Genomic DNA, 12350 nt, shown 5'->3' with positions numbered 1-12350 from the left:
TCACATCCGGAAGACGCCGAAACCGGCGGCGGGCGACTCGGGGGCCGAGCCGATGGCGGACAGGCACAATCCAAGGACGGTCCGGGTGTCGCGCGGGTCGATCACACCGTCGTCGTAGAGGCGGCCGGACAGGAAGAACGGCAGCGACTCGGCCTCGACCTGCGCCTCGACCATCGCGCGCATGGCGGCGTCGCCCTCCTCGTCGAACGCCTGCCCCCGCGCCTCGGCGGCGGCCCGGCCGACGATCGACAGCACCCCGGCCAGCTGCGCCGGGCCCATCACCGCCGACTTCGCGCTCGGCCAGGTGAACAGGAACCGGGGGTCGTACGCCCGCCCGCACATCCCGTAGTTGCCCGCGCCGTAGCTGGCCCCCATGACGACCGTCAGATGGGGGACCGTGGAGTTGGCCACCGCGTTGATCATCATCGAGCCGTGCTTGATGATGCCGGACCGTTCGTAGTCCTTGCCGACCATGTAGCCGGTGGTGTTCTGCAGGAACAGCAGCGGCGTGCGCGACTGGTTGGCCAGCTGGATGAACTGGGCCGCCTTCTGCGCCTCCTGGCCGAACAGCACGCCCTGCGCGTTGGCCAGGATCCCGACGTCGTAGCCGTGGACGGCAGCCCAGCCGGTCACCAGGCTCGGGCCGTAGAGCGGCTTGAACTCGTCGAACTCGCTGGCGTCGACGATCCGGCGGATCACCTCGCGCGGGTCGAACGGGATCCGCAGGTCCTCCGGGACGATGCCGAGCAGCCCGTCTTCGTCGAGGAGCGGCGGGCGGCTCGGTTTGGCGGCCCGGCCGAGCTTGCGCCAGTTGAGCCGCCGGACGATGTCGCGCCCGATGCGCAGGGCGTCGTGCTCCGACTCGGCGAGGTAGTCGGCCAGGCCCGAGTCGCGGGCGTGCATCTCGGCGCCGCCGAGCGACTCGTCGTCGGCGTCCTCACCGGTCGCGACCTTGACCAGCGGCGGCCCGCCGAGGAACACCTTGGCGCGTTCCCGCACCATGACGACGTGGTCGGACAGCCCCGGCACGTAGGCGCCGCCGGCCGTGGAGTTGCCGAAGACCAGCGCGATCGTCGGGATGCCGGCCGCCGACAGCCGGGTCAGGTCGCGGAACATCCGCCCGCCCGGGATGAAGATCTCCTTCTGCGTCGGCAGGTCGGCGCCGCCCGACTCGACCAGGTTGACGAGCGGGAGCCGGTTCTCCAGGGCGATCTGGGTGGCCCGCAGCGTCTTGCGCAGCGTCCACGGGTTCGACGCGCCGCCCCGTACGGTCGGGTCGTTGGCGACGATCACGCACTCGACGCCCTCGACCACCCCGATGCCGGTGACCACGCTGGCGCCGACGGGGAAGTCGGACCCCCAGGCGGCCAGCGGGGACAGTTCGAGGAAGGGCGCGCCGGGGTCGAGCAGCAGTTCCACGCGTTCACGGGCCAGGAGCTTGCCCCGGGCGTGGTGGCGGTCGACGTACTTCTGCCCGCCGCCTTCGACCGCTTTGGCGTGCTCCGCCGCCAATTCGGCGATCTTGCCGAGCATCGCCGTACGTCGCTGCTGCGTTTCCGCCGAGTCGGGAGGTTCGATCACGTTCGGTGAGTTTAATCTTCTGCGCGGGGGGACGACCCCCGAACCCCCTGACATGCGGCTTTCACCCTAATTTCAGATGAAGTAAGGCTGACCTTCTCATCGGCGCAGCTCAGCGTGGCCCCGCTTGACTCCGGTTCGTGGGAACCCCTGTCCGGCCTTGTCCGACCGTGGCGACCTCATCAGAATCATTGAGTCTTCAACTAACTGCACGGATGAGGAGAGGCATGAAGCGCACCATCTTCGTACTCATAGGCGTCCTCGGCGCCATGCTCACCGGCATCACTCCCGCGTCCGCCTCCGCGGTCGACTGCTCCACCGGCACCTACACGCGGGTGCACAACAGCTACGTGCCCACCAACATGGAGCGGGGGGCCATCGACGGGCGCAGTTACAACATCGGCGCCAACATGGCGTACGACTACGAGATCTGCCTCGACATCCCCGACAACGAGACGTTCACGATCGAGGTGCGCATCTACAACAACGGAAGCTGGAGCACGTTCGTGGACGACCGGCCCGGCGACAAGGTCTTCCGCTACTCGCTGGCCCCGAACAGCTTCTGGCAGGTCTACGGCACGCTGACCGGGCCCGGCAGCACCTACCTCTACTACACCTGGAACGAGAAGCGGCTCTAGCCGCAGTGGGTCCAGCCGCTCTGCCAGGTGGCCTTGGCGAATCCGCCGCCCCAGACGACGCACTTGTTCTTCGCCAGTAGGCGGATCGGGCCGGCGTAGGCGGTGTAGCGGCCCCAGTCGTTGCCGTGGGCGCCCTTCTGCACGCGCAGCAGGGCGCCCATCTTGATGGTGCCCGGGATGACGTTCTTCGACAGGGTGACCACGCAGTTGAGGCCGGTCGCCTGTTCGTACAGGAGATAGGTGGTGGCCCGGCCGTTCTGCCAGCGGTGCCGGTCGACGACGGCGAACCCGGCCCCGCACAGGCCCTCGGGCGTGTTGGGGTTGGGTTCCCTGACCTTCGTCGGGCTCGGGCTCGGCGAGGGAGAGGGCGACGGGGACGGCGAGGGGCTGGGCGACGGCGAGGGCGTCGGGGTCAGGCTCGGGCGCGGCTTGTCGACCACGTCGGGACGTTCGGCCGGGGCGTCGGTCGTCGGCGCCGGCGCTTCGGGCTGGGCGGCGACCGGGGACAGCGACGGGCGGGGGGCCCGCTTGGTCGGGGTGAGCTGGGCGATGACCGGGGCGGCCGTCGGCGCGGCGATCGCGGTGCCCGGGTCGGGCCGGGTCAGGGCGTAGGCGGCGCCGCCCAGGAGGAGCACCGCCGCCGCGCCGGCCAGGACCGTCCGGCCGCCGCGCTTCGCGGGGGTCGCCTTGATCACGCCGTGGTCGCCGCGCAGGTAGGCGATCAGCTGGTCGGGGGTCGGGCGGTCGGCCGGGTTCTTGGCCAGGCAGCGCGCGACCAGGGTGCGCATCGGCTCCTCGACCTCGCCGAGGTCGGGTTCGGAGTGCAGGATCCGGTTCAGCACGACCGGGATCGAGTCGGCGCCGAACGCCGGGCGGCCGGTGGCCGCGAAGACCATCGTGACGCCCCACGCGAACACGTCGGAGGCGGGGCTGGCGGTGGCCTCGCTCAGTAATTCGGGGGCCAGGTAGGCGGGGGTGCCCATGGTGGTGCCGCTCATCGTGGCCTGCGGCGCGTCGAGGGCCTTGGCGACGCCGAAGTCGATCACGACCGGGCCCTCGGGGCCCATCAGCACGTTGGCGGGCTTCAGGTCGCGGTGGGTGATCCCGGCCTGGTGGATCGCCGCCAGGGCGGTCGCGGTCGCGATGCCCAGCCGTTCGAGCGCCGCGCCCCGGCGCGGGCCCTCCCGCTCGACGAGGTCTTTCAGGGACGGGCCCGGGACGTACTCGCTGACGATGTAGGGCCGGTTTCCGGCGAGGTCCGCGTACAGGACGGGCGCGGTGCTGAACCGGGCCACCCGCTGGGCCAGGCTGACCTCGCGCAGGAAGCGCGCGCGGGCCGCCGGATCGGTGCTGAGCCGGGTGTGCAGCAGTTTCACGGCCACGGTCGCGCCGTCGGGGGTCACGCCCCTGTAGACGACGCCCTGGCCACCCTCGCCCAGCCGGCCGACGATCTCGAACGGCCCCAGCCGTGAGGGGTCGCCTTCCACCATGGGAGCACGCTACCAGTGGGTCAGATGGCCTTGCCCGGGTTGAGGATGTTGTGGGGGTCGAAGACCCGCTTTATGCCGGTTTGGAGGGATGCCACGACGGGCCCGCTCTCCAGCTCCAGCCACCGCTTCTTCAGCAGGCCCACGCCGTGCTCCCCGGTGAGGGTGCCGCCGAGGCGCAGCGCGGCCCGGAAGATCTCGTCGGCCGCCGCCCACACGTGCGGGGGCGGCTCGGGCAGGCCGCGCTCGAAGATGAACACCGGGTGCAGGTTGCCGTCACCGGCGTGGGCGACGGTGCAGATCATCAGGCCGTGCCGCTGTCCGACGGCCTCGATCTCGGCGATCATCTCGGGCAGCTTCGACCGGGGCACGCAGACGTCCTCGGTCAGGCACTCGCCGAGGCGCTCCTTGGCCTGGTAGGCCATCCGCCTGACCGCGATCAGCTCGTCGGCCTCCTCGGGGGTGGTCGACCGGGCCGCGAACGTCGCGCCGTGGTCCTCGCACAGGGCGGCCATGCGGTCGGCCGCCGCCTCGCCGTCGGCGGCGTCGGACTGGGCCAGCAGCATGCCCTGCGTCGTGGGCTCCAGGCCGATGTGCCGCCAGTCGTCGATCGCGACGAGGGTGTTGCGGTCGATGAGCTCCAGCATCGAGGGCTGGCAGCCCGCCGCGATGATCGCGGCCACCGCCGAGGCGGCGTCGCGCAGCGAGGTGAACTCGGCCGCCACCGTGATCGGCGGCTTCGCCGGGGCCCGGCGCAGCCGGACGGTGGCCTCGGTGATGATCCCGAGCGTGCCCTCGGAGCCGACGAACAGGCCGGTCAGGTCGTAGCCGGTGACGCCCTTCATCGTCCGGCGGCCGGTGTTGACCACCTGGCCGTCGGCCAGCACGACCTCCAGGCCCAGCGCCGAGTCGCGGGTGACGCCGTACTTCACGCAGCGCAGGCCGCCGGCGTTGGTGGCCAGGTTGCCGCCGATCGTGGAGATCTCGTAGGAGGACGGGTCGGGGGCGTACATCAGCCCGTGGGCGCGGGCGGCGCGGTCGAGGTCGGCGGTGATCACGCCGGGCTGGACGACCGCGATCTCGTCGGCGGGGGAGAGCTCGACAATCCGAGTCATGCGGGCCAGTGACAGGACGATTGACCCGTCGCCCGCCACCGCCCCTCCGGCCAGCCCCGTGCCGGCTCCGCGCGGCACCACCGGGACCCCGTTGGCGGTGGCCCATTTCATCGTCGTCACGACGTCGTCGCGCGACTCCGCCAGGACGACCGCGCGAACCGCCCCGGCCTGCAGGAACGTGCGGTCACGGGCGTAGGAGGCGGTCACGTCGGGGTCGGTCAGCACCCGTCCGGGAGGCAGCGCTGAGATGAGGTCGTCCACATCCCGAAACAGTACCAATCGGCCTGACATGTGCGGTAAGGCGATCAGTCGATATCGGTTTCGCAACATCCCCCATTCACTTTACTTTTCCTTTACCGAGTGATCTAACGTCCCGGTTGCGGCTGGTGTGGCGGTATTGCCACAGCCGCAGCGGTGGCGCGCAAACACCCCCCGCGCGCCTCAACAAGCCCGGCTGACTACCGGGTGAGGGAGGAATCACTTGTCAGCCTTTGCAGCATCCCCTCGCAGGGCGCGGCGGTTGGCCGCCATCGTGCCCGCGCTCGGGCTGCTGGCCGCGGGTCTCACCGCGGCCACGGTCCCGGCATCGGCGGACTCCACGGAGGCCCGCTGGATCCCGTCGCTGAGCGACCACTACATCAACTACACGCCCCCGCGCGCGCAGTCGGACGTCTCCGACCGCTCGGACGAGAAGCTGAGCGAGGCCGCCAAGGCCAGCCGGCAGGCGACCCAGGCGATCGCCGACGAGATCGACCACAAGTACGCGGGCGGCAACCCCGTCGCGGCCCGCGGCCTGGCGAACAACGAGCGCCGCGCCATCCGCACCGGCCAGAACCCGTTCGACTTCATCTACAAGAAGGCGGGCACGAAGCGTACGGCCAAGCTGCTGACGCTTCTCGTGGAGTTCAACGAGAACGCCAACGACGACTTCTCCGGGTTCGTCCGGCCGGTGTCGACCGCCGACATCAACACCTGCGTGACCGAGCCCGCGGGCACGAAGATGAACGGCCCGCTGCACAACAACATCCCCGACCCGGCCACGGCCGCGGGCGGCGGCAAGGACAACAACTCCTTCTGGGTGCCGAACTTCAGCACCGACCACTTCAACAAGATGCTCTACTCCGACGCCGGGATCACCGAGCGGGTCCGCAAGGACCTCAAGGACCCCCGTGACGGGAAGAAGGGCATCGACATCTCCGGCTTCACCATGAAGAAGATGTACGAGGAGATGTCCAAGGGCGCCTACACCGTCTCCGGTGCGGCGATCGGCTGGCTGAAGGTCCCCCACTCCGAGGCCTGGTACGGCGCCGGTCAGTGCGGCACCTACCCGCAGCAGATGGCCGGCCACCCCGACAACCCGGCGGGCCCGGCCACGCTCGGCATCGACGCGGTGAACGTGCTCGCCCAGCAGCAGCCGAACTTCCCGTGGGCCGACTACGACATCGAGGACACCGCCGACGCCGACGGCGACGGCAACGTCCTGGAGCCCGACGGCGTCATCGACCACCTCGTGCTGGTGCACGCCGGTGAGGACAAGTCGGGCGGCGGCGGCGCCGAGGGCACGTACGCCATCTGGGCGCACTCCTCGACCATCCCCGGCGGCTACACCATCCCGGGCACCAACAAGAAGATCGCCAACTACATCGTGCAGCCGGAGGACTCCGGCGTCGGCGTCTTCGCCCACGAGTACGGCCACGACCTGGGCCTGCCCGACCTGTACGACGCCTCCGGCGCCGGCGACAGCTCGGTGGAGTTCTGGGACCTGATGTCGACCGGCTCGCACTCGGGCCCGATCTTCCAGTCCATGCCGACCCACATGGGCCTGTGGGACAAGTGGGTGCTCGGCTGGGTCGACCCCGAGGTCGTCAACCCCGGTGACAAGACCAAGCTCGTCACCATCGGCCAGACCTCGCGCACGCCCAAGCTGACCGAGGACGGCCTGCGCATCAACCTGCCGTCCAAGCACGTCGTCATGGCCACGCCCCACTCGGGCGCGAACATGTGGTGGTCGAACAACGACCAGATGTGGGCCGACAGCAAGCTGACCCGGACCGTCCAGGTCCCGGCGACCGGCGACCCCCGCTTCTGGATGTGGAACGACTACACCATCGAGGAGGAGTGGGACTTCGGCTTCGTCGAGGTCTCGACCGACGGCGGCGCCACCTGGGCGCAGCAGAAGGTCTACTCCGAGGACGGCACGCTCGTCACCACCGACGACGGCTACGCCGACCCGAACGGCCGCATGCACGACTTCGGCAACAAGAAGTACGGCCTGACCGGCGACACCCACGGCTGGCGGCACGACTACGTCGACCTGACGCCGTTCGCGGGCGCCACCGTCCAGATCCGCCTGACGTACAACACCGACGAGGCCGCCATCGAGCGCGGCTGGTTCTCCGACGACTTCGCCGTCACCGCCGGTGGCGCGACCGTCTGGAGCGACGACGTCGAGGGCGGCGCCAACGGCTGGACCGCCACGACCGGCACGTTCACCGACACGACCGGCGCGGGCTGGAACATCCACGGCGGCTCGATCAACTCCGAGCAGTACTACCTGGCCGAGTGGCGCAACTACGACGGCTTCGACCAGGGCCTCAAGTACACCTATGACACCACCTGGCAGCGCGACGGCGCCTGGAAGGTCGAGAAGGTCGCCTACAACGCCCCCGGCCTCCTGGTGTGGCTGCGCGACGCGTCGTACGGCATGAACAACCCGGCCGCCAACCAGTTCAACCTGCCGTCGGTGGGGTCGAAGGGCCAGCTCCTGCTGGTCGACTCGCACTTCGAGCCGCTGCGCCGCTCCGGCGTCGCCGCGACGAAGGACACCAGCGCTCTCAAGAACATCCCGATGCGTCCGCAGGCCGCCAACGCCGCCTTCGGCTTCGGCAAGACGTATCCGTTCAAGGAGTGCCTGGAGCCGGCGGCCGAGCCGTTCGTCGAGTACTGCACCAGCTTCCCGGCGCAGAACCCGGTCAAGGAGTTCACCGACGCCAAGACCTGGTACCCGGGCCTGGAGAACCGTCCCGACGGGCTCTACTTCCGCCTGCGCGACGCCTCGGCGGTCGTGCCGTCGAAGGACAACCAGGCCTACACCGCCCGGATCGTCAACCCCGACGGCAGCCCGGCCACCGACCTGTACGGCGAGAACGTCAACGGGTTCGTGCTCGGTTCCGGCAACCCCGGTGACGAGGGCAAGCAGCTCGGCGTCAAGCTGAAGCTCGTCAGCCCGCTGCCGCTGAACCTCGGTGTCATCGTCCAGGTGACCCCGTCGAAGAAGTAGTCGTTAAGATCACGTTCGGCTGACCGGTGCCCGGCGGGAGACCGCCGGGCACTACCATGTGCAGGGTGCGGAGCAAGCTCGACCATACGGCGGCCATCCGGGAGAATCGCCGGGCCGCCGTCGTCGTGAACACCAAATCACGCCGGGGCCGCAAACACTTCTCCGAGGTCGTGCGGCTCATCCGTGAGGCGGGGTTCTCCCCGCTCGGCGTGTTCCCCGTCGACGACCCGCGCCGGCTGCGCGACCGTCTCGACGAAGCCCTCGGCCTCGGTCCCGACCTGCTCATCGTGGGCGGCGGCGACGGCACCCTGTCCAGCTCGATCAAGCACATCGCCCACCGCGACGTCGCGCTCGGCGTGCTGCCGCTGGGCACCACCAACAACTTCGCCCGCAGCCTCGGCCTGCCGCTGACCCGCCAGGGCGCGGTGCGCGTCTTCACCGAGGGCAAGGTCGCCGACATCGACCTCGGCCTGTGCGGCGACCGCCCGTTCGCCAACCTGGCCAGCTTCGGGGTGTCGGTCGAGGTCGCCGGAACCGTCAAACCGTGGCTGAAGCGGCTGGCCGGCCGGGCCGCCTACCCGCTCACCGCGCTGACGATCCTGCCCGGCCACACGCCGTTCCGGGCCTTCATCACCGTCGAGGGCCGCCGCCACGAGCTGCTCACCCACCAGCTCAACATCGCCAACGGCCGCTTCCACGGCGGCTGGCAGATCGCCAGCGACATCTCGATCGACAACCGCAACCTGGTCGCCTACCAGCTCGGCTCGGGCAAGCGGCTGCGCCTGCTGGGCGAGACCTTCCTGCGGGCCACCACCGGCAAGTGGCGCAGCCTCGCGGGCGGCCCGTTCGTGGTCGGCAAGGAGATGCTCCTCGAAACCGACCCGCCGATGGCCGCCGACATCGACGGCGAGGTGCGGCTGATGACCCCGCTGGTGATCAAGACGGTCCCCAACGGGGTGCGGGTCATGGTGCCGCAAGGCTTCGTCGACACCTGAGCCCTCGAAGCGGCCGCGGTCAAGCGTCGCCCAGCGGTTCCTCCGGCCCGGTGAAGCTTCGATAGGCCGGTCGCAGCAGGTCGAGCAGCGGGATGTGCCTGACCTTCACCTTCGGCGGTTCGAGCGCCCTGAGCAGCAGGTCGGGCGGGGTGTCGGGGGTGGGCGGGCCCTTCAGCCGGGCCGCCGAGACGTTCAGCGTGTAGAAGTCGGCGAGCCGGTCTTCCAGCGGTTCGTCGGCGGGGGTGCGCAGGTCGTGCAAGAGCTGCTCCCGGGGTTTGCCGCGCCAGGCCAGCACCAGGAACGGGTCGTCGTCGAACGCCTCGGCCAGCAGATAGAGCACCGCCGAGACGTGTTTGCACGGATTGCCCCAGTCGGGGCACCCGCAGGTCATCTCCAGTTCGCCCTGTTCGGGGAAGAGCGGGTATCCGGCGCCCGCGAACAGCGCGTCCAGCTCCTGCGGCATCTCACCCGCCAGCAGCCGGGCCCGGTGCCCGGCCTGCCGCGCGATGACCTGTTCGAGCTCGGCCCACTCCGCCGGGCCGTAGGCTTCGATCTCGATCTCCACTGTGTACGGCTCTGGGCGCGACCCCTGGACCACCGCTTCGACGGTCCCGGCTTTGACGGTCATCGAGACCACCTGACCCTGGCGGGCATACGCGCGGCCCCGCGCGAGCCGCCCGGGGTCGCAGACGCGTTCGAGGATGTCGACGAACCGCCGCGACCACCACTTCTCGCCGATGGTGCCGCGCCGCCCGCGCGCCCTGATGCCGCCCTCGACCTTGATGGGCGTGCCGGCCTCGAACCAGCCGTCTTTCCCGACGGGACTCATCGGACCACCTCGAATCTTGGGGGCCGGCCTGGTTCACCGAGGCGTATACGTGCGCGGGTCATGCCACCGCCTCCGGTCCCAGGGTGAACAGGTCGCGGAGCTGCTCGGTCGACAACGACGTGAGCCAGTCTTCGCCGGTGCCGACCACGCGCTCGGCCAGGGCCTGCTTGCGTTCGATCATCTCGTCGACGCGCTCCTCGATGGTGCCCGTGCAGATGAACTTTCTGACCTGCACGTTCTTCGTCTGGCCGATGCGGAAGGCGCGGTCGGTCGCCTGGTTCTCCACCGCCGGGTTCCACCACCGGTCGACGTGGATCACGTGGTTGGCCGCCGTCAGGTTGAGGCCGGTGCCGGCCGCCTTCAGCGACAGCAGGAAGATCATCGGCTCGTCGTCGGTCTGGAAGCGGTCGACCAGCTCGTCGCGCCGCTTCTTGGCCAGCCCGCCGTGCAGCCACAGCACCGGTCGGTCGAGCCGGGCCGAAAGGTGAGGGAGGATCAGCGAGCCGAACTCGGCGTACTGGGTGAAGACCAGCGCCTTCTCGCCCTCGGCCAGGATCTCCTCGCAGAGCTCCTCCAGACGGGCCAGCTTGCCCGACCGGCCGGGCAGCCGCGAGCCGTCTTTCAGCAGGTGGGCGGGGTGGTTGCAGACCTGCTTCAGGCGGGTCATCGCGGCCAGCACGTTGCCGCGCCGTTCGATGCCCTCGCTGCCCTCGATGCGGCCCATCATGTCGTCGACGACCGCGCGGTAGAGGGTGGCCTGCTCGGGGGTGAGCGTGCACCACACCTTCATCTCCAGCTTGTCGGGCAGGTCGGAGATGATCGTCTTGTCGGTCTTCAGCCGCCGCAGCACGAACGGGCCGGTCGCGCGCTTCAGGGCGGCCACGGCGTTCTCGTCGCGGCGGACCTCGATCGGCTCCTGGAACCGGTCGCGGAACGCGCGGGCCGAACCGAGCAGGCCCGGATTGCAGAACTCCATGATCGACCAGAGCTCGGCGAGGTGGTTCTCGACCGGGGTGCCGGTGAGCGCCAGCTTGGTCCGGGCCGGGATCGACCTGACCGCCTGCGCCTGCCGGGCCGCGCTGTTCTTGATCGCCTGCGCCTCGTCGCAGACCACCCGCTCCCACGGGTGGGCGGCCAGGTGCCCGATGTCGCGCAGCGCGGTGCCGTAGGTGGTGAGCACCAGATCGGCGTCGGCGAGTTCGCGGCCCGACCCGTGGTAGACGTGCACCCGCAGGCCGGGGGCGAACCGCGCGGCCTCCTTCTGCCAGTTGCTGAGCAGCGACATCGGGCAGACCAGCAGCGTCGGCGCGGGCACCCTGCTCGGTTTCCCCGAGGCAGATTCAAGGCGCGAGCCACGGCCGGCCTCCGGCCGTCCGTGGCTCGCTTCGCGCTCGGACAGCAGCAGCGACAGCGTCGTGATCGTCTTCCCGAGGCCCATGTCGTCGGCCAGCACCCCGCCCAGCCCCAGGCCCGACAGGAAGCTCAGCCAGGCCAGGCCCCGCTGCTGGTAGGGCCGCAGCGTCCCGGTCAGCCCCTTGGGCGCCGGGACCGGCTCCAGCCGCCGGTCGGCCTCGCCCGACAGCAGGTCGCCGAGCAGCCCGTCGGCGTCGACCGCCGTGATCGGCAGGTGGTCGTCACCGCCGAGCACGACCTCGTTGATGACCTCCCGCGCGGTGCGCGAGCCGTCTCGCCGCTGCTCCAGGATCTTGAGCGCGGCCTTCAGCTGCCGGTCGTCGAGCTCGACCCACTGGCCGCGCACCCGGACCAGCGGCACCTTCAGCCGGGCCAGCTCGGCCAGCTCCTCCTCCGAGATGACCTGCTCGCCGACGGCCAGATCGACCCGGAAGTCGACGATCTGGTCGAGCCCGAACCCCTGGCCGCCGACCGCCTTCGGCCCCTGCCGGGTGCGGGTGGTGAGCTTGAGCCCCAGCTTCGTCTTCCCGGCCCAAGCGGGCAGGCGCACCCCGAAACCGGCCGCGCCCAGGAGCGGCGCCGCGTTCTTGAGGAAGGCGAACGCGCCCCGGGTGTCGAGCGCGAGCCCTTCGGGCCGGGGGTCGCGCAGCGCCCGGTCGAGCTCCGGATAGAGCCGGACCGCCCGGCCCAGCCCCGCGAGCAGCTCGTGCTCCGCGACGACGCCCGGGAGCCGCGCCCCCCGCCACACCTCGGCGGCCGGCAGGTCGAGGCTCGGGTCGTCGGCCGACTGCAGCGAGAAGCCGACCTCCCAGTCGTCGTCGCCGGTCTCGCCCAGTCGGAAGGCCACCCTGACCGGGCCGTCGAAGGCGTGCGCGGCGTCGTGCCAGCGGTCGAGCTCCGCGCGGAGCTCGCCCAGGTCGCCGTCGAGGTGGACGTCGTCGCCGATCAGCTTCACCGCCCACTGGTCGGCGATCGGGCTGCGCTTCCCCGGTCGGTGGCCCATGAGGATGCGGTC

8 protein-coding genes are annotated in these 12350 nt (G+C 70.5%); 3 read left to right on the top strand and 5 right to left on the bottom strand.

Annotated features, from left to right (window positions below; all coding sequences use genetic code 11):
* Complete coding sequence (locus tag FDA94_RS34800) at positions 1–1533, bottom strand: acyl-CoA carboxylase subunit beta (protein ID WP_170991258.1); 1533 nt, start codon at positions 1531–1533, stop codon at positions 1–3.
* A 272-nt stretch (positions 1534–1805) separates the two neighbouring features.
* Here FDA94_RS34800 and FDA94_RS34795 point away from each other — a divergent pair, with 272 nt between their 5' ends.
* Entirely contained in the window at positions 1806–2216 is a 411-nt protein-coding gene (locus FDA94_RS34795) for a hypothetical protein (RefSeq protein WP_137251305.1), read from the top strand.
* On the opposite strand, the gene FDA94_RS40145 is transcribed toward FDA94_RS34795, so the two are convergent.
* Together FDA94_RS40145 and FDA94_RS34785 are read right to left on the bottom strand one after the other, a co-directional pair.
* Complete coding sequence (locus FDA94_RS40145) at positions 2213–3706, bottom strand: serine/threonine-protein kinase (RefSeq protein ID WP_212735644.1); 1494 nt, start codon at positions 3704–3706, stop codon at positions 2213–2215. The two genes, FDA94_RS34795 and FDA94_RS40145, sit on opposite strands and share 4 nt — an antisense overlap.
* 20 nt (positions 3707–3726) lie before the next feature.
* Positions 3727–5079: an FAD-binding oxidoreductase gene (locus tag FDA94_RS34785; RefSeq protein ID WP_246060324.1), complete on the bottom strand. Its 1353-nt coding sequence runs from the start codon at positions 5077–5079 to the stop codon at positions 3727–3729.
* Positions 5080–5338: 259 nt separating this feature from the next.
* Between FDA94_RS34785 and FDA94_RS34780 the strand changes: the two genes are divergently transcribed.
* Both FDA94_RS34780 and FDA94_RS34775 read left to right on the top strand, forming a co-directional pair.
* A complete protein-coding gene (locus FDA94_RS34780) occupies positions 5339–8098 on the top strand; it encodes an immune inhibitor A domain-containing protein (RefSeq protein ID WP_246060323.1) in 2760 nt (919 codons plus the stop codon).
* 56 nt (positions 8099–8154) lie between these two features.
* Entirely contained in the window at positions 8155–9093 is a 939-nt protein-coding gene (locus FDA94_RS34775; RefSeq protein WP_137251302.1) for a diacylglycerol/lipid kinase family protein, read from the top strand.
* A gap of 19 nt (positions 9094–9112) precedes the next feature.
* Here FDA94_RS34775 and FDA94_RS34770 read toward each other — a convergent pair whose 3' ends face one another.
* Together FDA94_RS34770 and FDA94_RS34765 are read right to left on the bottom strand one after the other, a co-directional pair.
* Positions 9113–9922 carry an SWIM zinc finger family protein gene (locus FDA94_RS34770; protein ID WP_137251301.1) on the bottom strand — a complete coding sequence of 270 codons (810 nt, stop codon included), beginning with the start codon at positions 9920–9922 and terminating at the stop codon, positions 9113–9115.
* Positions 9923–9980: 58 nt separating this feature from the next.
* The coding region (locus tag FDA94_RS34765) for a DEAD/DEAH box helicase (RefSeq protein WP_137251300.1) at positions 9981–12350 on the bottom strand (2370 nt) is incomplete at its 5' end.

Source organism: Herbidospora galbida, from assembly GCF_005233835.1.
GTDB classification, from domain to species: domain Bacteria; phylum Actinomycetota; class Actinomycetes; order Streptosporangiales; family Streptosporangiaceae; genus Herbidospora; species Herbidospora galbida.
Note: the sequence above shows the minus strand (reverse complement) of the source record. Positions and strands in the feature narration are given on the sequence as shown.